Origin of the sequence: Psychrosphaera sp. 1_MG-2023 (assembly GCF_030548245.1) — a bacterium.
Lineage (GTDB): Bacteria > Pseudomonadota > Gammaproteobacteria > Enterobacterales > Alteromonadaceae > Psychrosphaera > Psychrosphaera algicola.
Map to the genome: position 1 here is coordinate 1 of NZ_JAUORW010000019.1, position 25,831 is coordinate 25,831.

Here is a 25,831-nt window from a genome sequence, read left to right on the forward strand (position 1 = left end):
TAAGGGCTCACCCCTTCTGAAATATGCGGTGGAAAGTGAGTATTAATACTTGCTGTCCACCTCAGGGCGTGTTGTTATGTTTCAGATACCACAAACCAAAACGTATACTGAAAAATAGTACACAAAAGTATTGGTAAATGAATCAAGTACTTGTTGTTTGCCAAAGTAAAATATAAAAACTTATAGTTTAACCTTGGGGCATTAAGCGAGTAATACAAAGAAAGAACTGCAAATACATAATAAAAAAGTGCAACTATTATAGCTGAGGTGGTCCACCAAAAGCCCTTTAAAATGACTATTTCAACTCCCGCATTAAATACGAAAGGAAATGAACTGAAAATAAAAGCAATAGCTACTGAAATTGATAAACCTTTTTCGAACACAACCATTCCCGATTGAAACATAACAGTTTAATCAGAGGAAACTTTCCTCTTTTTAACAATATTTATATTTGTATCAAATTACACAAACCTTTGCTACAAACTAATTTTACAAGCAAGGGATGACGTTTTTTGTTCTGAAATTATGAGCCAATTTAGGGCGAATTATATGATTCCTCTGCACTCGGTTGGAGATCCCTAATATCGCCGTGGCTCTTTTGGGATGACGTTTTTTGTTCTGAAATTATGAGCTAATTTAGGGCGAATTATGAAATTCCTCTGCGCCCGGTTGGAGGTCCCAAATATCGCCGTGGCTCGACTCATATTACAAGCTAAGGGATGACGTTTTTTGTTCTGAAATTATGAGCTAATTTGGGGCGAATTATGTGATTCCTCAGCACTCGGTTGGAGATCCCTAATATCGCCGTGGCTCTTTTGGGATGACGATTTTTTCTGTTGATTTTGAATGACGGTATTTCTAAAAAAGCACGTTTTCACACCTAAAGTTCAGGCGACTTTTTCCTTCGTCTAAATCCCCCTTAGTTGAGATTTATATCTCGAAGTGAACGGCAGGGACGCCGTTGCAAGGAATGTGTATAGGGATGTACGTACATTCCGTCTTCGACGATAATATAAATCTTAAATAAGGATTAGGGATTTGGCCGAAAGCGGCCTTTTTGCCTACTTTTGGGGCTGTTGCAAAAAGTATGGTCGACGCAGTCGAAATAGCCGCCCGCAGGGCAAAGAAAGGCGTAGCCTGCAAGGCGAATTATGTGATTCCTCTGCACTCGGTTGGAGGTCCCTAATATCGCTAAGGCTCGACTCATATTACAAGCTAAGGGATGACGTTTTTTGTTCTGATTACTTTGAGCCAATTGAAAGGTGAATTATGAAATTCCTCTGCACTCGGTTGGAGGTCCCAAATATCGCTAAGGCTCTTTTAGGATGACGTTTTTTGTTCTGATTACTTTGAGCCAATTGAAAGTGAATAATGAACTTCCTCTGCACTCGGTTGGAGATCCCAAATATCGCTAAGGCTCTTTTAGGATGACGTTTTTTGTTCTGAAATTATGAGCTAATTTAGGGCGGATTATGAAATTCCTCTGCGCCCGGTTGGAGGTCCCAAATATCGCTAAGGCTCGACTCATATTACTAGCTAGGGGATGACGTTTTTTCTGTTGATTTTGAATGACGGTTTTTCTTTAAAACAACGTGTTATTACACATAAAGTTCAGGCGACTTTTTCCTTCGTCTAAATCCCCCTTAGTTGAGATTTATATCTCGAAGTGAACGGCATGGACGCCGTTGCAAGGAATGTGCATAGGGATGTACGTACATTCCGTCTTCGACGATAATATAAATCTTAAATAAGGATTAGGGATTTGGCCGAAAGCGGCCTTTTTGCCTACTTTTTTGGCTGTTGAAAAAAGTAAGGTCGACGCAGTCGAAATAGCCGCCCGCAGGGCAAAGAAAGGCGCAGCCTGCAAAGCGAATTATGTGATTCCTCTGCACTCGGTTGGAGTTCCCTAATATCGCTAAGGCTCGACTCATATTACAAGCTAGGGGATGACGTTTTTTGTTCTGATTACTTTGAGCCAATTGAAAGTGAATTATGAAATTCCTCTGCACTCGGTTGGAGATCCCTAATATCGCCGTGGCTCTTTTGGGATGACGGTTTTTCCTGGTTATTTGGGAGGACATTTGTCTTTAAAACAACGCGTTATTGCACATAAAGTTCAGGCGACTTTTTTCCTCCATTCAATATTCCTGAAATTAAATCAGTTTTCAAAAGTATGAGACAGGACGTCGAGTAAGGGATGTTTTCATGGACGAAATTACATCCCGTCTTTTAGACAAAACTGAATTTAATGTAAGCCAAGAATATTGGCTGGATGCGGCCTTTTTGCCTACTTTTTTGGCTGTTGAAAAAAGTAAGGTCGACGCAGTCGAAATAGCCGCCTGCAAGGCAAAGAAAGGCGCAGCCTGCAAAGCGAATTATGAGCCAATTTGTTATCCAGTAACAACAGCTGGCGTTGTAATAAAACGAGTCACATGAGTCTGCGTCGGTCTATCTGGAATAAAATAAGCACAAACTAAACTGCACACAGCAAAGCCAGTTCCGACCAGGAAAACCGACGTTGGGGAATGTAACCATAACAAACCTAACAAAGCAGGAATAACAACTGCAGCAATATGATTAATCGTAAAGCTAACAGACGCTGTTGCGGCGAGATCTTTCTGGTCGGCAATTTTTTGTAAGTAGGTTTTTATCGCAATCGCTAAGGCAAAAAACATATGGTCAATGACATACAAACCAGCGGCAATTTCTGAAGACTCAACAAAAGCGTAACCGGTAAAGACTAAAATAAGTCCCACATACTCCAAGGTTAACGCTTTACGTTCACCAATTTTACCAACAAGTTTGCCAATCTTAGATGCAAACAACAGGTTAAAAACGTAATTAATACCAAACAGAATACTAATCTCACCAACACTATAACCAAACTTGTCGACCATCATAAAACCGGCAAACACCATAAATATTTGACGTCGTGCACCGCTTAAAAACGTCAAGGCGTAATACAACCAGTAGGTTTTTCGCAATATAATTTTTTTGTGTTGAGCATGTGGTTGTTCAAAAGTTGGAAAGCGCATCAACAACCAAATAACAATACAAGCACCAATGACCCCGGCACTCAAATAGGTCGACTCATAACTAACGGAAAAGTACTCCATCGCCAACCAAATACCACCAAATGCAAGTAGCGACGCAAATGACTTCATAGCTAATGCTTTACCCATAAAATGGGCCGCTTGATCTTTTGGTAGCCACTGTAACGTTAAACTTTGTTGCGTGGTTTCATAATAGTGAAAGCCAATCGACATAACTAACGTGGTTAAATAGAGACCAATTTCTGACGGAAAGTATCCAGTAATCGCAACACCAAAAGACAATAAACCTAACGACAAAATGGCAAATTTTTGTTCTTTAATAAATAGCAAAACGTATATCGCGGTGAAGGCTAAAAACCCCGGGATCTCTCTAATTGACTGTAACATGCCAATTTCTGCTCCGGTAAAAGCCGCTTTTTCAACAACAAAGTTATTTAGCAGTGTGACCCAAACAGAAAAGACAAAGGGCATAACAAAAGCCATTGCCAACAAAAAGACATGCTGCTGTGGTAAAGCAGTAAAAGGATTAGATAATTTCAAAATTGTTTCCCCATGAGCCAAAATGTTGATCAAGAGTAGTTGCGCAAAATTTAAGAGAAAAAAGGCCGCTATTTAGCGGCCTTTTTAGCAGGATGTTGCGATTAAGCGCCGAACGTTTCCTGCAACGGTGGTACAACTTGTTTCTTACGGCTTAATACACCGTCAAGCCATACTTTATTGTCGACCAATTTAACGCCGTAGGCGGATTCAACAATGCTCGCATCGTCGCTAGACACCAAAACTTCTGAGCCTTCTTTCATAATGTCTGTTAATAACAACATTACAGTATGACGACCGCCCTCTTCTTTTAGTGCCGCAATATCGGCTTCTAAATCCGCTTTCATGTCATCGAAAATCGCTAAGTCGATAACTTCCAGCTGACCGATACCTATCAACTGTCCGTTCATTTTAAAGTCTTTAAAATCACGTAATACTAAGTCTCGAACTGGCGTTCCTTCAACCGCTGATTTTACTTTGAACATATCCATACCAACTTCTTTTGGATCATCAATTCCAGCAATTTCGGCGAGTGCTTCTACACATTTAATGTCAGCCGTTGTGCACGTTGGGGATTTAAAAATAACTGTGTCACTTAATATTGCACACATCATCGCACCCGCAATATCTTTAGGAATTTCAACATCATGGAAGTCATACATCATTTTGATGATGGTATTCGTACAACCTACTGGACGGATCCAACATTCTAATGGGGCATTTGTCGTGATATCGCCAAGTTTATGATGATCAATAATCCCTAGGATTGTTGCCTCGTCAATGTCATCTGGACCCTGTACGCGGTCTGAATGGTCGACTATGTATAAGCTCTCGCCCGCATACGATAATTTTAGTTCAGGCTGTTCAAAGCCAAATTTGTCCAATATGTATAGCGTCTCAGGTGACAACTCACCCAATCTCGCTGGTACAGTTGGTTCACCCAACGTTGTTTTCAAATAAGACAATGCAATTGCAGAGCAGATAGAGTCTGAATCTGGGATTTTATGACCCACAACATAATTTGGCATGATAAACCTTCACAAAAGTAGTTTTGATATTGGCGCGAATTATAACCAAATTAGCGCAAAATTCGAGTAATTAACCTAAAAATATAACGCCTTAGTTAAATCGATTCAGTCTAAGATTGAAGTATCCTGTCTACGCGGGTTAGTATGGGGGAATACTTATCACAAATTCAGGGAATGAAATGTTCAGAATTTTAGCCGCAATCGCGATTGTGCTAACCCTAGCGTCTTGTTCAGCAACGAAACAACAAACCGTTGCAAAAATTGACAAAAACCTAATTCAAACATTAACACCTCAGCAGTGGCGATTAGCTTTAGAGCAATTTAATCAACTCGGTTCCATCCAAGTTTATGGAAATTACCTCGATATTATCAGGTCGTTTGACACAGTTGAACGAAATCAAATCTGCCTCCCTGAGAACCAGTCCAGACTCATTGATGCAATTCGACTCAATCGCACAAGTTTAGTGGCGACGTTGTCGTTATACCGATGCGCACTAGAAACCAAAGAATCGGCTAAAGCGGAGCAGTTATTGACAAATGTGAAAGCAATTGCAACGCAGCTTATTGGTGAAAATAATGGTCAAACGCCGCGCCATGCGGTTAAAGTTCGCGAAATTGATGAAGCATATGTCATCCTTGATACCGCTGGATTTGACCTTTTAGGGTCAGAAATCATCTTAGGCGAGGTCGGCTTTATTTACAAAATGCACACCTTCGACCGCTTGACTCAAAAATTCAGATACCAGTATTTTGATAACTCTGAGTTTATGTATGCAATCCATAAAAGTGCTATTAGCCAGCCCGTCTCGCGTCAGATGTCGACCAATTTAGCGTTGCAAACCTATCGCGAACAAAGCCATGCGCCAATTGTGCTCCTTGATGTAAAAAAACTGCTAAATGCCAAAAAAGTAGACGAAGCACAAAATGTCATCGACACCCTTGGAAAACCAGAACATCTAAGGCAACTGATTGCGGTCGCTCGGGCAGACATTGCATTACAACAACACGATTTAAATGCACTTCAACAACTCATCGAACCGCTAGTCTCTTATTCTGAAAGTGGCTCGCTTGAAGCCCACTTAACGCTGATAGACACCTTACTTAGATACGGCGAGACAGAAGAAGAATTTAAGCAGGTTGACCTAAGCCTTGAACAAATCATCAAACTAAGTGATCAAAGCACTGCTTACCAGCTTGTTTTAGACAATATTCTAAGCCACCCTTCACCGACTCAGGCAGTTTCAGGATGGTGGCAAGCCACTCAAAACATCAATATTATTCAAGCGGTTGGAAAACATTACCAACCTCCAGTAGAAGCTAGACAGGCAATTCCAGATAACGAAATTGACCTACTCAAGTTTGCGTCGTCTAAAAACGACTTAAACGCCATGTTTATATTAGGCAAATATTTTATTCAAACGGCAGATACCTCAAAACAGAATGAGCTAAAAGGACAAGAATTAGTCCAAAAAAGCGCTAACTTGGGATTCGAACCTGCAAAACTTTTTATTACTGAGCACCATAAATTATGATTAAAACCTCGATAATTCGCATTTTGTTTGTTGTGTTAATGGCCAATAGCGGAATTGCATTTGCCTCAGATGAACCTCTCACCTCGGGTGGATTTCAATACTCAATTACGCCAATACCAGATTGGGTATTAGAGCAAGCTGTTCCAGAGCCACAAAAGGAGCTTTCTCAGGGCAGTCAATACTTACTAAGTGACGAGCAACTTAATGTCTCCGAGGGTCGATACGACAGCTTCTCGCGAGTCGCACAAAAAGTCACAACCGAACAAAGCCTTGAACAGGCGTCTAAACTTTCTATGCAGTTTAATCCTGAATTCCAGACATTTGCTTTGCATAAAATTTTAGTTAAACGTGGCGCAACCACACTGGATCTTACTCGCACCAGTAAAATCGAACTATTCCAACGCGAAGAACAAGTTAATAACAACATTTACGACGGCAAAGTCACTGTTTTTATTGTTATTCCCGACATCCGAGTGGGCGATATTGTTGAGTACGCATCTACAACCTACGGTAAAAACCCAGTTTTTGGTGACAATAATTTTGCTTCGTTTTCGCTGGGATGGGGCGTGGCTGTGCAATCGAGCTTTATGCGCTTAGTTACCGACCTTGACCGACCTTTAGAATATCGAGTCCACAAACATTCGGGCGAGCCTGTGGTTAACAAAACCGCAACAACCATTGAATATTCCTGGGCTCAAAAAGATAACCTCGCAATCTTAGATGAACAAGGTTATCCGGCAGGCTTTACCCCTTACCCATTTATCGAATTTAGTGAATTTAACAGTTGGCAGTCAGTTATCGACTGGGCTTTGATCCATTACAAACAGCAAAATTCAGCTTCAAAAATTCTGCAACAATATGTCAATGAATTAAAAGCGACATCCAAGGATAAATTTGAGTACATTGAAGCTGCAATAAAATTTGTCCAAAACGATGTCCGCTACTTCGGAATTGAAACCGGCCAGAACAGCCATATCCCATCGAAACCAGGTGAAGTGTTTGAGCGTCGTTATGGTGACTGTAAAGACAAAACCATGTTGCTAAATTACCTATTAACCGAACAGGGAATTGAAGCGTACCCAGCGCTGATTTCAATGCAATCACGGGGAACCATTGCCGATAACTTACCAAGTCCAGGACATTTTGATCATGTTATTTCTTATTTCATCGTTGATGGCAAAGAATACTGGATTGACGGCACAAGAACATTTCAATTAGGCAAGTTGGATAACATAGGTGTTTCTAGCTTTGAGCAAGCGTTGGTTATCAGGCCTAATCAAAAGTCGTTAACTGAATTAAAAACACAATTTAAACATCGTTCACAAACCCATGTGCATGAGACTTTTGCAGCTACAGGTGGTTATGAAGATGACGTCAATCTAACGATGTCGATTAAATTCCACAGCCACGAAGCAGAATACTTAAGAGGCGCGTTAGCCGCCCAATCAATTACAGAGTTCACCAAGCATTATCTGGATTTTTACAGTAAACACTTCCACGGGATCAGCGTCGTTGACGACATAAAAGTGGTAGATGACACAGTCAACAACATTGTCGAATTGACAGGTAAATTCAAAATAGCTGAATTTTGGCATATCGAAAATAATCGAGTTACCACGCCATTATACGGTGAGTTTCTGTCGAGTTATGCCCAGTTACCTAGTACCATTCAACGTAAATTTCCACTGGGTTTATACCATCATTCAGAAGTCTCACAACAAGTAGATATTATTTTTCCAGAAACGGTGGAATGGACATTTGAAAACAACCCACTGACTATCGAAAATGAATCTATCAAATACGTTAGAGACATCAGTTTTGAGAAAGAAAGGTTAACGGTTAAACATCATTATGAAACGAAACAAAAATCCATGCCACCAGCTTCGGTTGCAGGTTATGTTCGAGATATAAAAAAGATTAGAGACGCGATTTATTTGTCTGTTTATAACGGAAAAAATGCGAGTACATCGATACGTTCTGTATTACGAAACTTACTTAATCGTAAGCTGTCTGAGCAGGCAAGTTCAGAACAAAATAATCCCGAGTAACCCTCGGGAGCTAACACTGACCAAAACAGTTAAGTTAGTGCAAGGGATCTAGTATATGTCGATGCATTCTTAAAACATTGGCATATTGGGCGTTATCATAGATAAATTGGAAACAAGCAGTATTAAACTATGAACAAATTAACATTAACTATTTCATGCCCGGACCAAATTGGGCTCGTCGCTGCAGTAAGTAACTTTTTAGCGAAACACCAAATTTCGATTATCGAAGCAAATCACCATACTGATGGCGAAACAAAATGGTTTTTCATGCGTCACGAAATCATTTTTGATCCCACAGTCACGACTAAAGACAAGTTACAGAATGACTTCAATGCAATAGCGACTCAATACGATATGAACTGGACATTGGCCGACAATGCCGTAAAAAATCGAGTTGTGCTCATGGCCAGTAAAGAATCTCATTGCATCACTGATATCTTACATCGTTGGCATGAAAACGAATTAAACTGTGAAATTGTTGCGGTTATTGCTAATCATAAAGAAATGGAAAAATACGCTCAATGGTATCAACTTCCATTCCACCATATCGATTTTAAGGCCGACAAAACCTCTGCATTTAGTCAAATGGAACAGTTCGTCTCTGACTACGAAGCCGATACCATAGTGCTTGCTAGGTTTATGCAAATTTTACCAGACACCTTATGTCAAAAGTTTGCTCACCAAGTCATCAATATTCACCACAGCTTTTTGCCCTCGTTTGTAGGTGCAAAACCTTATCATCAAGCCTATGAACGTGGTGTAAAACTGATTGGAGCAACCTGCCATTATGTCACAGCAGACTTAGATGCAGGGCCTATCATTGAGCAGGAAATAAGTAGAATAAGCCACAGTGACTCAGTACAAGACATGGTGCGTAAAGGTAAAGAATGTGAAAAGCAGGCACTAGCACGCGGGCTTAGATACCACCTAGAGCACCGCGTAATGGTTAAAGGCAACAAGACTGTCGTTTTTGCTGATTAGTGCCTCGCTTTATAAAAACAGAGGCCTATTTAAAACCGATTAAATACCGAGCATTGGTTATTTTTTCGGTTTTTCAGATACCCATAAGTGGATAATCCCTTTAACAACCACAACATCATTTTCATCAAACGCTGTAACTTCAACTGGCAGGTCGCCAACTTGCCATTGATTATTCTCTAGTAAAGCGACGCAACGAATATCACTACCGGCCTTGGCGGTGTATTGTAAATCCATGCCTTTAGGTATCCATCGTAAATGGGTTGGTATTGATGCTTCCGCCATAAAACCCATTGCCATTTCAAGACCATTTGCTATAGCAATGACATGTACAGTGCCAATATGATTTTCGACCTTTCTGCGCTTTTTGATTAGGCAGTGACATTCGCCAGGAACCACTTTTGTGATCAAAGGAGACACGGTCTTAAAATACGGGGCTTTATTGCTAGCAAATAAACTAAACAATTTTTTACCAAAAGGTAATTTACCCATTTTGTTATACAAGGACAGCACATAGTTTTTAGACATTACCCTTCACCTATCAACAAGATTTAAATAATTAATATGTTCGAAAAATACCGCTCAGTTAGCACGGCATGACCGAATTACATTAGTGGGGCAAAGTAACACATCCGACCAGATGAAGTCCAAATATTATTGCTCATCTATACCAGAAACAAATATGCCAGAAACAAAAAAGCATCCAATTAAGGATGCTTTTAGGTCAATATTTGAAACCAAATCAATTAATAATTATGGTAGTCCAAACAGGTTAATACTTCCTGTTTTGAACCCAAAATAACCGGCACTCGCTGATGCAATTCAGTTGGCTGTATATCAAGAATATTCTGGCTACCGGTTGATATTAATCCACCAGCTTGTTCGATCAATAATCCCATCGGATTGGCTTCATACAAAAGGCGAAGCTTAAATGGCTTATCTACTTCGTCAGTGTGAGCCGGGTAAGTGAAGATCCCACCACGGCATAAAATGCGATGCACATCGCCAACCATACAAGCGACCCATCGCATGTTAAAGTTTTTACCACGAATGCCCTGCTTACCATCTAAAATGTCCCGAATATAGCGCTGCATCGGAATTTCCCATTTATGCTGATTTGAACTATTAATTGCAAATTCCTGAGTTTCTTCTTCAATGGTGACGGCTTCTTGTGTCAGCAAAAATGACCCATGGGTTTTATCCAAGGTATAAAACTTCACACCTTTGCCCGTTGTAAGTGCCAAAATAGTTGAAGGTCCATACATTACATAGCCCGCAGCGACTTGATTACGACCCGGTTGCAAAAAGTCTTGCTCGGTAATAGGTTCATCTGTCGGTTTGTCAGCTGGTACCGGCATAATAGAAAATATGGTGCCAGTAAGACTGTTTACGTCGATATTTGAGCTGCCGTCTAAGGGATCAAATGCAACTAAAAAACGACCACCGTGGATCCCTTCTACTACAAAGTCCTCTTCTTCAGAGGCTATGGCACGAACAAACCCAGATTCCAACAGCATGTCTTTTAATAATTGGTTGGACAATATGTCTAATTTTTTCTGCGTTTCGCCTTGAATATTTTCGTCTAGCGTTGAACCTAAAACACCTGCTAAGTCAGCTTGCCCTACGCGAAACGAAATATCTTTACACGCTGCTAAAATGGTTCTTATTAATGAAATTAAATCTAGCTCTACGCCGTCTTCTCTTAAAACTGGTGCTAATCTACGCATATAAGTTTTGCCCTTTTAATTCCCTCTGCCGACGCAGAGACTACTAATATTCCGCCAAATTTTCCGAACATGATACATCAAAATGGTCGACTTTGCAGGTCAAAAGTTGCCTAACATGAAAGTTTACCAACACGATTACATAAGCTTTTTACTAAAAACGATTGTCTGGTTATTCCAATCACTCCCAACATAATGCACACTAAACATTAACCGATAAAAGATGGAAGTTAGCAAATGCGATTTTGGAAACACGGGTTACGTTATTTAAGTATAGCCACTTTATTTTTAACCTTTCAGTTATTTGCTGCCGTCAGCTCAGTCGGCGAATTCACGCGCGATATGTTGCATATCGAAGGTTATTATGACTTCTACTATGACAAGGATAGCGGCAAAATATTTCTTAACGTTGACAAAGAAAATAAACCTTTCCTATTTCAAAGTTCTCTTCCAAGCGGTTTAGGCTCTAACGACATAGGTTTAGACCGCGGTCAATTAGGTCGTACTCGCTTGGTTCAATTTGAACGCCATGGTAATAAAGTATTATTGGTGCAACTAAATACCGACTACCGAGCGTCATCGACAAATCGTGCAGAACAAAAAAGCGTTGAAGAAGCATTTGCCACTTCAATCATTCAAGGATTTGAAATAAAGGCTAAGACTCGCGGTTCCATTCTTATTGAATACACCGATTTTCTTTTAAGCGATATCCACCAAGTTTCCGCGACACTAACCGCTACAGAGCAGGGGTCCTTCAGTGTTGATAAATCCAGAAGTGCCGTCGATTTTGGCAGCAGTAAAGCGTTCCCTAAAAATACCGAACTCGAAGCTATAATTACATTTGTGGGCAGCAAAGCTGGCAAATATGTGAAACAAATAGCACCAGATCCTTCAGCGCTCAGTGTTCACATGCGTCATTCTTTAATTGAATTGCCTGACGATAAATACAAACCACGTAAATTTCACCCATTCAGTGGTTTTTGGAGCGTATCCCATAAAGATTACTCAGCCTCACTAGACCAATCTATGGACGTTAAATATATCCCTCGACATCGATTACAAAAACGTTTCCCAAATAAGGCAAAGAGCCAGGCCATAAAACCAATTGTTTATTATCTTGATCCAGGTACGCCAGAACCTGTTAAAACGGCATTATTAGACGGTGCAAAATGGTGGAATAAAGCGTTCGAAAGCGCCGGATACATTGATGCTTTTCAAATAAAAATGTTACCGCCCCATGCCGATCCAATGGACGTCCGCTACAATACGATTCAGTGGGTTCATCGCGCTACGCGAGGCTGGAGTTATGGTGCATCGGTTATAGATCCCAGAACCGGAGAAATTATTAAAGGCCATGTGACATTAGGTTCACTACGTGTGCGCCAAGACTATCTCATCGCACAGGGACTTACGGCACCATTTACTTCAGACAAGCCCGACACAAACGCGATAAAAAGCATGGCTTTGGACCGTATCAGACAGCTTTCTGCGCACGAGATTGGCCATACGTTAGGTATAGCGCATAACTTTTCGGCGTCGGTTAATAAGCGCGCCTCTGTGATGGACTACCCACATCCAAATGCAGTACTTATTGACGGAAAAATAGACCTTTCGCAAGCCTATACCCATGGTGTCGGTGACTGGGATCACTATGTCATCAAGTATGGTTATTCCGAGTTTGGTAAGGATGGCAACGAAACCGAAGCTCTTGCAAAACTTGTCGAACAAGCAAAAAATGCCGGCTTACGCTATATGTCGGACCCTGATGCACGGGCGATGAGTAGTGCTAATCCAGATGGGCATTTATGGGATAATGGTCAAGATCCTGCAATTGAACTACAACGTATGCTAGAAATAAGAAAGGTTGCCCTAGCTCAGTTTGGCCTTAACAATTTAGCGGCAAACCAACCATTAAGTGATTTACAAGAAATTTTAGTCCCTATTTACTTATTTCATCGATTCCAAGTCACTGCTGCAGCAAAACTCATTGGCGGCGTGGACTATCATTACGAAATTAAAGGCGCTAAAAACCACGGCATCAGCAATGTTACGTCTTTACGTCAACGTTTTGCTTTAGAGCAGCTCATGGCCACGTTAACTTTTGATAATCTAACCATACCTAAAACAGCCTTAACCCTAATTACACCTAAAGCCTATGGCAGCTATAAGAATAGGGAAAGTGCGCCATCAAAAATGGGTTTAGTTTTTGATCCAATAACATTAGCAAGCGCCAACGCGCAACATACGCTGCAGGCCATATTAGACCCTGCTCGTCTAAACCGAATTGCGTTTCAACATAGCCAAGATCAAAGCAACTGGTCGCTCACCGAATACTTGCAAACGATTGTTGATAGCACAGTAAAAACACTGCCAACGGATAGTAGCCAAGCTCCCGTTTATCAGAGATTATCGGCATTAACGGTTGAAAATCTAATGACCTTATTAACCAATGAATCATCAAGTATTGAAATAAAAGCGGCAACGCTGAAAGTCATAAAAGGTATGTCAAATTGGTTATCCGTGTCGATTGTCGAGAAAACAGCTCACAGTGACACGACACTTTATTTGTTGCAGCACCACATTGACTGGTATTTAGAACACCGTAAATGGCAGCCGTTAATTAAAGCACCTAAGTTGCCGCCAGGTTCGCCAATTTAGAAAAAAATGTAAACCAAGGCGACGAACAAGTCGCCTTTTTGTTATCCTGTTACAAACTCCATCATGTAATAAAATCATGCATATACATATTCTCGGGATCTGCGGTACCTTCATGGGCGGAATCGCGGCTATTGCCAAAGAGCTAGGTCATAAAGTGACGGGCTCTGATCAAAATGTTTACCCACCCATGTCGACTCAATTAGAGCAATTAGGCATTGAACTAACCCAAGGTTGGGACACGAGCCAATTTGACCCTCAACCTGATGTTGTCGTAATCGGCAATGCCCTTTCGCGGGGCAATCCAGCTGTAGAATATATCCTTGATAGAAACATACCTTATACATCTGGTCCAGAGTGGCTAAAACACCACCTTCTTAAAGACCGTTGGGTTATCGCTTCGAGTGGAACGCATGGCAAGACCACAACTTCAAGCATGATTGCCTGGCTGTTAGAAGACGCAGGACTAGAACCTGGCTACCTCATTGGCGGGGTGCCTGGCAATTTTTCGGTTTCGGCCCGTGCCGGAAAGTCTCCATTTTTTGTTATTGAAGCCGATGAATACGATACTGCATTTTTTGATAAACGCTCTAAGTTTGTGCATTACTTACCACGTACGGTCACGATCAATAATTTAGAATTTGACCACGCTGATATTTTTCCAGACATAAGCGCTATCCAAACCCAGTTTCATCACTTGGTTCGGACTGTGCCTTCAACCGGTAAAATCATTGCACCAAAACATGTAAATGCGATAACCGAAACACTTCAACTCGGTTGCTGGAGCGATGTTGAATTAGTCGGTGATCATGCCGACTGGCAGGCAAAGCTTATGCCTAATAGTGAAGGCCGAACTGACGGCAGTCGATTTGACGTTTATTACCAACAAACATTGGTAGGTCAAGTGGCGTGGACATTAACGGGTCAACATAATGTCGACAACGGGTTAATGGCTTTGGCAGCGTCTCACCATGCTGGGCTGACAACAGCGCAAGCGATAGCTTCACTTTCGAACTTCATCAGCCCCAAACGACGCATGGAACTAATTTACAATCAGCACAACATTGAAGTTTATGACGACTTTGCCCACCACCCAACAGCAATCAATACCACTCTCGCTGGACTTCGCCAAAAAGTAGGGACACGCAGGATCATTGCCATCATAGAACCTCGTTCAAATACAATGAAAATGGGTGTGCATAAAGATACATTAGCGGATTCGTGGCAAAACGCAGATCAGGTTTTTCTGTTTCTCGAAAAAGATTTAGACTGGGCAGAACATTTGTCTAACTCGACAACACCAACCACTATCGAAACGTCAATATCAAGTTTAGTTGCACGTGTGATTGAAATTTGCCAACCAAATGACCATATAGTGGTGATGAGTAATGGTGGGTTTTCGGGTATTCACCAGCTAATTACAAATCAATTAAATACAAAATTTGCGTCAAACTAACGCCATGGAGAATGAGATGACACAGCCTTATTCCGGTCCGAGCTTATTTGCAGGTGAAGTGACTATTGGTGTAACTGGTGCATCTGGCGCACCTTATACTTTAGAGCTAATTAAACAGTTAGTTGCCGCCAATCATCAAATCTATTTGTTGTTTTCAAGTGCAGCAAAAGTGGTATTTAAAACTGAAGTTGAACTCGATATCCCCGCTCACCCTGAAAAGGCTAGCCAATGGTGCGAAAACTACTTCAACAGTGCCACTGGGCAAATTTGTGTGTTGGGAAAAGATCAGTGGTTTTCTCCCCCAGCCTCGGGTTCGGCTGCACCTAAAAATATGATCGTAGTCCCGTGCTCCACCGGTACTTTATCGGCCATTGCCAATGGCACCAGTGACAATTTACTTGAGCGAGCGGCAGATGTGGTTATAAAAGAACGTGGTAACCTTATTTTGGTCCCCCGTGAAACACCTTTTTCCGCTATCCATTTAGAAAATATGTTAAAGCTTTCAAGGTTGGGGGTCACTATAATGCCCGCAGCACCTGGGTTTTATCATCAGCCAAAATCCATTGACGATTTAGTGCAATTTATGGTCGCCAGAATGTTAGACCACCTCCGAATTGAACAAACTTTAGTCCCACGTTGGGGCTATACAAATAAAAAGTAAACTTAACGATATGAAAGCCTTAGAAATAACAGATTTAAAAAAGACCTATCGTTCTAAAAATCGTACGGTAGAAGCACTTAAAGGGGTTACTTTTAGTGTTGAACAGGGTGACTTTTTTGCCCTGTTAGGCCCAAATGGTGCAGGAAAGTCCACCACAATTGGCGTTATTAGTTCACTTGTGAATAAATCATCGGGTTCAGTAAAGGTGTTTGGATACGACATCGATACCGAGCTTGAAGATGCAAAAGCGCAAATCGGCTTAGTTCCACAGGAATTTAACTTCAATCAGTTTGAAACCGTTTTACAAATTGTATTAAACCAAGCTGGATATTATGGTGTTGAGCGCGGCGAAGCGCATATTCGAGCAGAGAAATACCTCAAACAGATTGATTTGTGGGAAAAACGCAACGACGCTGCACGTTCACTTTCTGGCGGAATGAAACGCAGACTAATGATTGCACGTGCCTTAATGCACGAACCTAAACTGTTAATTTTAGATGAGCCAACCGCAGGTGTAGACATTGAGATCCGCCGCAGTATGTGGGAATTTCTAAATAAAATTAATAAAGAAGGCATCACGATAATATTGACAACGCATTACCTCGAAGAGGCAGAAATGCTGTGTCGTAACATTGCGATTATCGATAAAGGTGAGATTGGTGAAAACACCGATATGAAGAGTTTGCTGTCAAAACTCAATATTGAAACTTTCATTTTAGATACGGTTGAATTTAGCCAAGCGCCAGAGTTAACCGATTTTACTTACTCTATTATCGACGACCACACAATTGAAGTGTCGGTGGAAAAACAAAAGGGCCTTAACGACGTATTCACTCAATTAACCAATCAGAATATCCAAGTATTGAGTATGCGCAATAAGTCCAATCGACTTGAAGAATTATTTGTCAAACTTGTAGAAGACGGCAAACAACAAAAAGCGAACAAAGGAGACAAATCATGATTGGCAAATATTCAGTCGCGCTTAATGCCGTCTTAATTAAAGAATGCACACGATTTCTCCGTATTTGGGTTCAAACCTTAGTCCCACCAGCGATAACTATGACACTCTATTTTGTCATCTTCGGTAGCCTAATAGGCGAGCGCATTGGCCAAATGGGCGGGTTTGATTACATGGCCTTTATAGTGCCAGGCTTGATCATGATGTCTGTAATTACAAATTCCTATTCAAACGTAGCGAGCTCATTTTTTAGTGCCAAGTTTCAACGAAACATTGAAGAGTTGCTCGTTGCACCTGTGCCTAATTACATTATTGTTTTAGGCTATATTGGTGGTGGTATGTTACGTGGTTTGTTAGTGGGCATTATCGTAACGCTCGTTGCGACATTTTTTGTTGATATTCATATTCATAGCTACTTTGTATTAATCTCAACAGTACTGCTCACGGCGATGGTTTTTGCGTTGGCGGGGTTAATTAACGCCATCTTTGCCAATACATTTGATGACATATCAATCATACCAACATTTGTGCTTACCCCTCTAACGTATCTCGGTGGTGTCTTCTATAGCCTGACTTTATTACCTGAAGTTTGGCAAACCGTGTCAAAGATTAATCCAATCGTATATATGGTTAATGCCTTTCGTTATGGTTTTTTGGGCGTAACTGACGTCAATTTAACATTCGCATTTGCAATGATCATTGGCTTTGCTGTGATATTTTTCACCATCGCAATGATGTTAATAAATCGTGGTATTGGTATTCGTTCGTAACAAAAATTTAAAATCGAGGTAAAAATCCTATTTTTACCTCGATTCATCCCATCTGCACTTTACACTCCCCTTTATTCAACTATAACTATATGTTGTTAACTAATTTTTTTGATTATTATGAAGTAGGCTGTTTTTTAATGCATAGTTAATAATTAGACTAAAGAAATGACCACTTGGGTCGATAAAAAACAACGCCTCCGGATATTAAAGGGTTTGATCACGTGGACAATTTTAAAAATCTAAGTGTCTTTATTAAAATAAATGTCATTACAGTTATTGCACTTGTAGCGCTAATTGTGGTTATCGTCTTAAATGCAACTGCCATCAGTGCCAATAATAAAAACTTAGATGAACTAAAAAACAGCCGATATGAAATAGCCCAGTTATCTACCGCTAACTCTTTTATTATCAACAAAATAGATGAAACCTACACCCAGGCAGTTACGTTTGGTGATGAAGACTTAATTAATAGCGCAGAAGCACAATACGAGCGCTTATTAAAAAACATCGACTCTATTCAACGTCTCGAGCAGGCCGCGGAGCGCGCCAAACTCAACGAATTTAAATCAACACTAAAAGACTACAATGAGATTGCCAAAGTCATCGTCAAAAGCTTTATTGCAGGTGACGTCGATTTTGCGGTGGTTCAAGAAAAAGCTAAAGTTAAGTCGGACCTTTTTGAACAACTGACAAGCAATTTAGAGCAATACAAAAAACAGTCTGACAATAAATATTCACAGTTGGCCGAAGATTCCAAAACCCGATCAGAAAACGCCATTTTCACCAGTGTTCTCGTATCTGTTGTTCTCGTGTTTATCATTGTTGGATTAGGCATTGTCATCGGTAAAGGCATTAAACAAACCGCATCAGTAGCAGCGGAAACCTTACGCGAGTTAGCCGATGGTGACGGTGATTTAAAGTCCACGTTAGTTGTTGAAAGCAATGACGAAATTGGCCAAATGTCGCGCAACTTTAATCGTTTCATGGCGGTATTAAGAGGGTCTATTAGTGACGTTATGTCGGTGGTTCAACCATTATTGGACAACTCCACTCGATTAATCCAACGAATGGAAGTTGCAGAATCGGCCATGCATAAACAAGGCGAAGACTCGACTCATGTTAAACAATCCATGACTGAAATGAGCCAAAGTGTTGCTGAAATAACAAATTCGGCTAATGAAGCGGCAACCGCGACTACTAACGCAGAACAAGAAGCAATTCAAAGCCTTGAAATTTTGAATCAAACTATGGCCGTGTCGCAAGCGCTCAATAACGAAATTAAAGTGGCGTCTACCGTCATTCATAAACTGGCTCAAGATACGCAGAACGTAAACAAAATCTTAGATGTAATCACTTCTATCGCTGAACAAACAAACTTATTGGCGTTAAACGCCGCTATTGAAGCTGCCCGTGCAGGCGAACAAGGCCGTGGTTTTGCCGTGGTTGCTGATGAAGTAAGAGAATTAGCAAGTCGTACATCTAAATCGACTACGGAAATTAGAGAATTGCTTAATGCCCTAACAGAGGCAGCAAGTGCGTCGGTTGAATCAATGGAAAGTGCCAGTACGCAAGCACAAAGAAATGAAGAATTTGCAGCACAGACCGGTGAATCAGTTAATAAAATTGCGACGCATATTCAAACGATTAATCAGCTCAATACCCAAATTGCCACCGCAACCGAGCAGCAAACTATGGTCGCGCAAACCGTTACCCAAAACGTTGACGACATGAACCATTCAATCGGTGATTCATTAGAAGCCCTAGACGACATTCGTGACGTTTCTAAGAGTCTGCATACTCTGTCTGACGACCTACTTGAAGCGGCATCTAAGTTTAAATTGTAAAATTAACACTAAGTTCGACAAAAAGACTGCATTGTAGTCTTTTTGTTGTTCGCTGCATTTGCTAAAATTCGCGCAAAATCGACTCTTCGTTACCACCTTAGGATCCCAAATGAGCTTAGCCAGTTCCGTTTTAGCAGTTAATAATGATCTTCCAATAAAAACCGACCTGCCTGTGCATAGCGGAAAAGTACGTTCCGTCTATTGGCTTACCGAGCAAGACAGCAAACGACTGATTGCAGAAAAAGGCTATGACGTTCAATCTGACGCTCCTTTGGCCATTATGGTTATCAGTGACCGCATCTCGGCATTTGATTGCATCTGGCACGGTGAAGGAGGGATCAAAGGTGTTCCAGGGAAAGGCGCTGCACTAAATGCCGTTTCTAATCACTGGTTCCGATTATTTAAAGAACAGGGATTAGCTGATAGCCACATTTTGGATATCCCCCATCCATTTGTCTGGATAGTGCAAAAAGCAAAACCTGTCATGATTGAAGCCATTGCCCGTCAATATATAACAGGCTCGATGTGGCGCAGTTATGAAAAAGGTGAACGCGAATTTTGTGGCATCGCCTTGCCTGACAATTTACAACAAGATCAAAAGTTACCTGAAATATTAATTACGCCGTCTACAAAAGGTATTCTAAAAGGGATCCCTAATGTGCCTGAAGCCGATGACGTAAATATTCGACGTCAGGATATTTTAGAAAACTACGAAGCTTTTAACTTCTTAAAAGAATCAGATGTCGCTCGCTATGAAGTGTTACTAAAGGAAGGGTTCAACCTTATAAGCGACGCTCTGGAGCAAATTGACCAAGTATTTGTCGATACTAAATTTGAATTTGGCTATGTCAAAGACGCATCAGGTAACGATAAGTTGATCTATATGGATGAAGTCGGAACCCCAGACTCATCGCGTATTTGGGATGGACCAAGTTACCGTGATGGTAAAGTTGTAGAAAACTCTAAAGAAGGTTTTAGACAGACCTTGTTAAACTATTTTCCAGATCCAGATATCTTACTCAATAAAAACCGTATGCCTGAACGCGAAGCATTAGCACGAGACAATGATTTACCAAAAGACGTTATCATGGCAATTTCAGAAACCTATCGCAATATTGCAGAAAAAATAACTGGTGAGAAAATCGTTTTATCTGCGGATCCAAAACAAGAAATCATCGACGTATTACGCGAGAAATTTGATTTAATTAAATAGGTTATAAGTACGTAAATACAATAAACCCGCTGACTTGAGCGGGTTTTTATTTACCTATTTTGTTCTATCTTTGGTGACGACTTTATCCAAAAAGGTAGCCTACTTTCAAATGCACAATAAAGCACCAGCCCTTATTGCACTTTACTACAGCCTAATACCAATTTCATTACACCACCAAATGCCAAGCCAGCAAGGAGCCAAATACCCACTTGCACGGCAATACCTGTCGAGGTCAATTCACCACTAACGATCTTTGGTACAGCGGTAAAACAAAACATTAATGCGCCATAAATAAGACCCATTTTCAGCCAAGGCGTTTGTTTTGCTGTTGGAAGTTCAGCTTCGGGACTATTTAGTAACTCTGCCTTTTTAAACTTCAACCACTTTGTTTTTAACGGTTTACGAAACCAACCCCAAATCGGAAAGGTAATAGCCAATAGAACCAAGCTTGTAAAGTTCCAAAGGCATGGAATGACGTTTTCACATGTAGGGCACATAAACCCAAACCAGTTTTTATAGGCGCCTCGTTTAGCCCATAACAAGCCATTGTGAATCGTATTGCAGTGTGGACAGGGAATATATTGCCGCTCCATTAACGGGGCGTCGCTGGTTTTATCAATTAAGGTTATCTTAGGAATTCGTTGTCCTAGGATAAGCTCATTAAAAGCTAGCCCAGGGTTTACTACCCAGTGTATTAACATTGGGTGAGGTAACTTCCAAATTTTGTATTTCTCTTTGTCAAATTCCATTACAGAGCTCTCGTATTTCAAAACAATTATTTCGTGGTCGTTGATAAATCACTATGACTACCATCGACATAGGTAGAGCAATTTTTACCATTCCGTTTCGAAGTATACAAGCCATCATCTGCGCGTTTTGTTAACGTATTTATCGTATCGTTTTGATCCGCTAGTGTTATGCCTAAACTGATGGTTAGACTGAGGTATTGTTCAAATGTAGAATTTTCAATCATAATTCTTATTTTCTCAGCTACATGCATCAAACCATCTCGGTCAATGTTGTCACAAATCACAATAAACTCTTCGCCGCCCCAACGCCCGAGCAAATCATTTGTTCGGATTTGCAGTTGAATCGCTTCACACATTTGTATTAATACCTGATCGCCAACGTTATGCCCAAACTTGTCGTTTACAAGTTTGAAATTATCCAGATCGATTAATATCACCCCAAAATGTAGGTTGGTGCGAGCCATACGTGAAAATTCACGATTAATAAACTCTGTGATGAGATGCCGATTTGCGACGCCGGTTAAGTTATCCGTTCGGTATAATTTTTCTAGCTCCTTCATTTTTTCAAAAATGACTTCTTTGGCATTTTGATTTTCATAGGTCACTACCGCTAGACCAAAAATGGAGCATGAAAAAATAGCAACAAACCACTGCAATTGAATAAGAGACAGGTTGCTGTCCCCCACGGCAAAAGGGCCTAAATTTTGTGATGTTGCAGTAACCGCGATTGCTAACACAATCAGTTGAATTGTAAAAAGTATGCGCTGCCCATAATGCACCATAGTAACTAACAGCATCGGCAACATAATAGTGCTCAAGAACATCAATTCAATAGGCATAATTATTAAGTCAAAAATAGCTGCTGTCGCTAAACTAGCGGGCAACGCAATAATAAAGAACACCAAAGCGCTATGGTTATGATGAATCTGTTCAGGATTAAACCAAGAGATCAATAATGGCGTAAATACCAATACGCCAACAGCATCACCAACCCACCAAGTAAAAAACATATTGATCAAATCTTTATAACCAATAAAATCAAAAACAGATAGCCCCAATACGCCAAACAAAGCGCTAATTAGGGGCCCTAATATGACCCCGACAGCGACAAAAATGGCAAAATGTAGTTTGCGATGCAATGGGTTATTTGTTTTGGTTAAATGATAAATAAGTGCGGCAGATCCAATGATGCTAAAAACATCACCTATGCCATTAAAAACCCCAGCTATCAAAGAATCAATTAATGCAGTTGAGCTCGAATAGGTCCAAATATTGTTAAATAATACGCCGACAAAAACCCCCGGCCAAACACGGACACCATACTTTAAGGCTAATGCAAACAAGACTCCAGAAGGGATCCAAATAGGACTGACATGGCTAGGTGCAATCGCAAAGCTTTGACTAAATCTCGCGAGCAATATGTATACGACTGTAAAAATTACAATATCTTTTAAGCGGATGTCGTAAAGCGCTTGAACATTAAATAAGTGGTCGCAGGCGACACGTTCTTTAATTCGAATATGACTTTCTATATCTCGTTCAGTGGATGTAACAGTCTTCCACTCCATTAGACAACCCTCTTATTATTATTGGTGAGGTTGTAGTCACAATTAGTGCTTACTAAGAACATATCAAAAAAACAATGGACTGATCTTCTATATGTCGCTGTGTACTGGCGCTCTATTCGCTTTACTTCATCGCTTTTCGCTGCTGCCAATAGGAGTTCGCCATCTAAAAACACTTAATAACTAGCTTCCTTTGACGTGAATAACATCGGAAATGCATAGTTTCGCTAAATGTCGGTACATTAAAAAGAAAGTATAGTCTGTATTTCTTAGTTCGCAGAAAAAATTCCAAACCATCCAAAATACAGCATGAAAATCGAGTAACGACTTACACTCCTCTGTCGGATATCAAAAAGTTAACCGGCTAATCCGTAACAAAAAACTAAGGATTTATACGATAGATAACCTCAATAGACTTAGTTACTGTAATCGTTTCAGGCGGGTTGATTGACAAGTTCTCTCTCATCGAAGAATTTTGTCTAACACCGAATGCTTGATAACTTCGCCCCTGCTCTCTAACCGAATAAACAGAGCCAATGGTAGCGCCAACTCCCAATGCGAGGTTTTCTGCGCGTTGTTTGGCATCTTTACCGGCTAATACTGACAACTTTTGCTCTATTTCTTTTCGGCTTTGTAAGTCAAACGTAACGTTAATGCCTTCAACTCCGTTGAGGACTAACAGTTTATTCACCAGTTTTTCTGATGCCAATAGATCAAATATCACAACATTAAAATTTTGGTTCATCTCGTAGCCCAAAATCTGAAGTTCGTTTTGAGACTCTCTATGGCGAAAACGCTTTGCTTTTTTTGTTATATCAAACGAATTAACATGTTTAGGGTCGATACCCAATTCCGTAATAATCTTGTTCACATGATTAGAAATATAGACGATTTTTTTAACGGCATCTTCTGACTCTTCTGCGAACGTAACTATCCGAAAACTGACCTCTGACTTATCTGGCGGTATTTCATATTCAGCATGACCAACCACACTCAAAAACGGAAAGCTGGGTTGTCCCTCTGCAATAAGAACAAAAGGCGATAAAAAAACGGCAAAAAATAAAATTAACGGGATGAATCTCATGAAATATCCTTGTTCAATAGTTAGTGATTCGACAACGGCAATTTGTATAAGTTCACTAAGAATAAAGCAAGTTTTACACTTAAAAACTGTACTTTTTAGGTAACTATCACTTGATTACAACTCGATTTCCGTTGCAATTGGGCTTATTTTACCATTGCCCTAAATGACAACTGCAAAGCTAATATCGCAATAAATTTACTTGTCGAAAGCACTACTTAGCTTGTTTTTGTTGGTGTCTGGCGACGCACTCGTGTTAGGGTCAGTATTCTCTGAGTCTCAAATATCTTAATTATGAATTTTAAAAATTGCCCTTATTGCCAAAGTCATCATTTTGAAATGCCTGACAATCGATTCTTTAAGTGTCTTGATTGCCACCAGACCTACTTTCATAACGCGGCTAGTGCCGTAGCGGGTATTATTCATGTCGGGGATGAAATTTTAATAAACGTACGAAAAAAAGAACCCGCCGCAGGCTGCCTAGATTTAGTTGGGGGATTTACCGACTTTGACGAAACACTTGAGCAAGCCCTCACACGAGAAACAATAGAAGAGCTAGGTATTCGGATTACTAATTGGAAATATCTCTGCTCAGGCTCAAACACGTACCTTTACGATTCAATTACGTATCACACTGTCGACACCACTTTTTATGCCGTACTAGATGCTAAGCCAGACATTACTATCCAACATGATGAGTTAATTGCAGCAAAATGGATAAAAATAAGCGAGATAAACTTTAGTCAATTTGGATTTGACTCATTAAAAGCTGCTCTGCAACTTTATGTCACTAAATTAGCAGGCAATGTCTAAATCGCAAACTAGTGTTTTGGCATAAAAAAACCGCCATGAAGGCGGTTTTTACTTTGAAGTTTTTTACTTCTTAACTAAAGACAAATGACTTACTTTAGGTTTCTGTTTTTTGGGCTCATCAGCTGCTTTTCCAGCAGATTCAACCTCAGTAACAGCACTTGGAGTCGTTAATGGATCACCATCTAAATCTTGCTCTAGATCATCTGGTAAATCTTCTGGCGGGAACATAGTTCCGGCACCATTTTCTTTAGCGTAGATAGCACTTATGGCATACATAGGGATATAAACGTCATGCGGCACACCACCAAATCGAGCAGAAAAGGTTAATTGTGTTTTATCCATATTTAACGCGTTGACAGCACCAGGACTCACGTTTAATACCACCTGTCCGTCTTTGACGGTTTGAGGCGGTACACTTACATGCGGTAAATCGGCTTCCACAACAATATACGGTGTACAGTCGTTGTCTAAAATCCAATCATAAAACGCCCTCAACAAATAAGGGCGATTTGACGTCAAATTATCCATCTTGACTTAGTACGTCGCGCGAATATCTTTTTCAACATCTGTTAAAGATGCTTGGAAAGATTCACGTTCAAATACACGTAGCATATACGTTTTAACTTCTTTAGACGCAATGCCTTCAAGCTCGATGCCCCAAGAAGGCAAACGCCATAATAATGGTGCTAAATAGCAATCGATAAGACTGAATTCTTCACTCATGAAATATGGCTGTTCTGCAAAAATTGGCGCGATTGCTAAAATGCTCTCTTTCAATTCTTGACGAGCTGAATCATCACCAGCTTCAATTTTACGCGTTAACGAATACCAATCTTGCTCAATTCTATCCATCATCAACCGACAACGACCACGGGCAACCGGATAAACAGGCATCAGTGGTGGATGAGGGAAACGTTCGTCAAGATATTCGTTAATGATATTTGCTCTGTATAGGCCTAGTTCTCTATCAATTAGAGTTGGAACATTACCATACGGATTAACTTCATATAAATCTTCAGGCATGTTGTCAGGCGTTACATAATGAATATCAACGTTGACACCTTTTTCTGCTAGCACTATGCGGACCTGGTGGCTATACATATCGTTAGCACCAGAAAATAAGGTCATTACTGCTCTTTTGTTTGCAGACACTGCCATTTAAATCT

Annotated in this window: 21 protein-coding genes; 12 read left to right on the plus strand and 9 right to left on the minus strand. The window is 40.5% G+C overall.

From position 1 onward, the window contains the following. Nucleotides 1-2,205 precede the first annotated feature (2,205 nt). On the plus strand, nucleotides 2,206-2,436 hold the full coding sequence (locus tag Q4575_RS16205; protein ID WP_303523522.1) for a hypothetical protein: 231 nt from the start codon (nucleotides 2,206-2,208) through the stop codon (nucleotides 2,434-2,436). Here Q4575_RS16205 and Q4575_RS16210 read toward each other — a convergent pair. Next, nucleotides 2,391-3,536 carry an MFS transporter gene (locus Q4575_RS16210; protein WP_303523564.1) on the minus strand — a complete coding sequence of 382 codons (1,146 nt, stop codon included), beginning with the start codon at nucleotides 3,534-3,536 and terminating at the stop codon, nucleotides 2,391-2,393. The genes Q4575_RS16205 and Q4575_RS16210 overlap by 46 nt on opposite strands. 158 nt (nucleotides 3,537-3,694) lie before the next feature. Next, nucleotides 3,695-4,618 carry a manganese-dependent inorganic pyrophosphatase gene (locus tag Q4575_RS16215; protein ID WP_303523523.1) on the minus strand — a complete coding sequence of 308 codons (924 nt, stop codon included), beginning with the start codon at nucleotides 4,616-4,618 and terminating at the stop codon, nucleotides 3,695-3,697. Nucleotides 4,619-4,797: 179 nt separating this feature from the next. Between Q4575_RS16215 and Q4575_RS16220 the strand changes: the two genes are divergently transcribed. The 3 genes from Q4575_RS16220 to purU all read left to right on the plus strand — a co-directional run bounded on the left by Q4575_RS16220 (nucleotide 4,798) and on the right by purU (nucleotide 9,179). Beyond that, a complete protein-coding gene (locus Q4575_RS16220; protein WP_303523524.1) occupies nucleotides 4,798-6,150 on the plus strand; it encodes a hypothetical protein in 1,353 nt (450 codons plus the stop codon). Further along, nucleotides 6,147-8,198, plus strand: coding sequence for a DUF3857 domain-containing protein (locus tag Q4575_RS16225; RefSeq protein WP_303523525.1), 2,052 nt, complete (start codon nucleotides 6,147-6,149; stop codon nucleotides 8,196-8,198). The genes Q4575_RS16220 and Q4575_RS16225 overlap by 4 nt, the downstream gene beginning before the upstream one ends. A gap of 129 nt (nucleotides 8,199-8,327) precedes the next feature. After that, a complete protein-coding gene (purU, locus tag Q4575_RS16230; protein ID WP_303523526.1) occupies nucleotides 8,328-9,179 on the plus strand; it encodes a formyltetrahydrofolate deformylase in 852 nt (283 codons plus the stop codon). Nucleotides 9,180-9,236: 57 nt separating this feature from the next. On the opposite strand, the gene Q4575_RS16235 is transcribed toward purU, so the two are convergent. Continuing rightward, the gene (locus tag Q4575_RS16235; protein ID WP_303523527.1) at nucleotides 9,237-9,704 is read right to left on the minus strand and encodes a hotdog fold domain-containing protein; all 468 of its coding nucleotides are present in this window, start codon (nucleotides 9,702-9,704) and stop codon (nucleotides 9,237-9,239) included. A 218-nt stretch (nucleotides 9,705-9,922) separates the two neighbouring features. After that, complete coding sequence (locus Q4575_RS16240) at nucleotides 9,923-10,903, minus strand: class 1 fructose-bisphosphatase (RefSeq protein ID WP_215965220.1); 981 nt, start codon at nucleotides 10,901-10,903, stop codon at nucleotides 9,923-9,925. Nucleotides 10,904-11,137: 234 nt separating this feature from the next. Between Q4575_RS16240 and Q4575_RS16245 the strand changes: the two genes are divergently transcribed. The 7 genes from Q4575_RS16245 to Q4575_RS16275 all read left to right on the plus strand — a co-directional run bounded on the left by Q4575_RS16245 (nucleotide 11,138) and on the right by Q4575_RS16275 (nucleotide 20,457). Beyond that, on the plus strand, nucleotides 11,138-13,558 hold the full coding sequence (locus Q4575_RS16245) for a zinc-dependent metalloprotease (RefSeq protein ID WP_303523528.1): 2,421 nt from the start codon (nucleotides 11,138-11,140) through the stop codon (nucleotides 13,556-13,558). Between the two features lie 76 nt (nucleotides 13,559-13,634). After that, nucleotides 13,635-15,011, plus strand: a complete 1,377-nt coding sequence (gene mpl / locus Q4575_RS16250; protein WP_303523529.1) for a UDP-N-acetylmuramate:L-alanyl-gamma-D-glutamyl-meso-diaminopimelate ligase — start codon at nucleotides 13,635-13,637, stop codon at nucleotides 15,009-15,011. Nucleotides 15,012-15,027: 16 nt separating this feature from the next. Next, the gene (locus Q4575_RS16255) at nucleotides 15,028-15,672 is read left to right on the plus strand and encodes a flavin prenyltransferase UbiX (protein ID WP_303523530.1); all 645 of its coding nucleotides are present in this window, start codon (nucleotides 15,028-15,030) and stop codon (nucleotides 15,670-15,672) included. A 10-nt stretch (nucleotides 15,673-15,682) separates the two neighbouring features. Continuing rightward, nucleotides 15,683-16,633 carry an ABC transporter ATP-binding protein gene (locus Q4575_RS16260; protein WP_303523531.1) on the plus strand — a complete coding sequence of 317 codons (951 nt, stop codon included), beginning with the start codon at nucleotides 15,683-15,685 and terminating at the stop codon, nucleotides 16,631-16,633. Next, nucleotides 16,633-17,400, plus strand: coding sequence for an ABC transporter permease (locus Q4575_RS16265; RefSeq protein WP_215965500.1), 768 nt, complete (start codon nucleotides 16,633-16,635; stop codon nucleotides 17,398-17,400). The genes Q4575_RS16260 and Q4575_RS16265 overlap by 1 nt, the downstream gene beginning before the upstream one ends. 221 nt (nucleotides 17,401-17,621) lie before the next feature. After that, nucleotides 17,622-19,244 carry a methyl-accepting chemotaxis protein gene (locus Q4575_RS16270; RefSeq protein WP_303523532.1) on the plus strand — a complete coding sequence of 541 codons (1,623 nt, stop codon included), beginning with the start codon at nucleotides 17,622-17,624 and terminating at the stop codon, nucleotides 19,242-19,244. Nucleotides 19,245-19,353: 109 nt separating this feature from the next. Next, the gene (locus Q4575_RS16275) at nucleotides 19,354-20,457 is read left to right on the plus strand and encodes a phosphoribosylaminoimidazolesuccinocarboxamide synthase (RefSeq protein WP_303523533.1); all 1,104 of its coding nucleotides are present in this window, start codon (nucleotides 19,354-19,356) and stop codon (nucleotides 20,455-20,457) included. A gap of 131 nt (nucleotides 20,458-20,588) precedes the next feature. Here Q4575_RS16275 and Q4575_RS16280 read toward each other — a convergent pair whose 3' ends face one another. The 3 genes from Q4575_RS16280 to Q4575_RS16290 all read right to left on the minus strand — a co-directional run bounded on the left by Q4575_RS16280 (nucleotide 20,589) and on the right by Q4575_RS16290 (nucleotide 23,855). Next, nucleotides 20,589-21,206, minus strand: coding sequence for a hypothetical protein (locus tag Q4575_RS16280; protein WP_303523534.1), 618 nt, complete (start codon nucleotides 21,204-21,206; stop codon nucleotides 20,589-20,591). 26 nt (nucleotides 21,207-21,232) lie between these two features. After that, nucleotides 21,233-22,774, minus strand: coding sequence for a diguanylate cyclase (locus Q4575_RS16285; protein WP_272181688.1), 1,542 nt, complete (start codon nucleotides 22,772-22,774; stop codon nucleotides 21,233-21,235). Between the two features lie 379 nt (nucleotides 22,775-23,153). Beyond that, nucleotides 23,154-23,855, minus strand: coding sequence for an SIMPL domain-containing protein (locus tag Q4575_RS16290; protein ID WP_303523535.1), 702 nt, complete (start codon nucleotides 23,853-23,855; stop codon nucleotides 23,154-23,156). 291 nt (nucleotides 23,856-24,146) lie between these two features. Between Q4575_RS16290 and Q4575_RS16295 the strand changes: the two genes are divergently transcribed. Then, complete coding sequence (locus tag Q4575_RS16295) at nucleotides 24,147-24,665, plus strand: NUDIX domain-containing protein (RefSeq protein ID WP_215965210.1); 519 nt, start codon at nucleotides 24,147-24,149, stop codon at nucleotides 24,663-24,665. A gap of 63 nt (nucleotides 24,666-24,728) precedes the next feature. Here Q4575_RS16295 and Q4575_RS16300 read toward each other — a convergent pair whose 3' ends face one another. Together Q4575_RS16300 and sspA are read right to left on the minus strand one after the other, a co-directional pair. Next, nucleotides 24,729-25,184, minus strand: coding sequence for a ClpXP protease specificity-enhancing factor (locus tag Q4575_RS16300; RefSeq protein ID WP_215965209.1), 456 nt, complete (start codon nucleotides 25,182-25,184; stop codon nucleotides 24,729-24,731). 15 nt (nucleotides 25,185-25,199) lie between these two features. Next, the gene (gene sspA / locus Q4575_RS16305; protein ID WP_215965208.1) at nucleotides 25,200-25,823 is read right to left on the minus strand and encodes a stringent starvation protein SspA; all 624 of its coding nucleotides are present in this window, start codon (nucleotides 25,821-25,823) and stop codon (nucleotides 25,200-25,202) included. Between the last annotated feature and the right edge of the window lie 8 nt (nucleotides 25,824-25,831).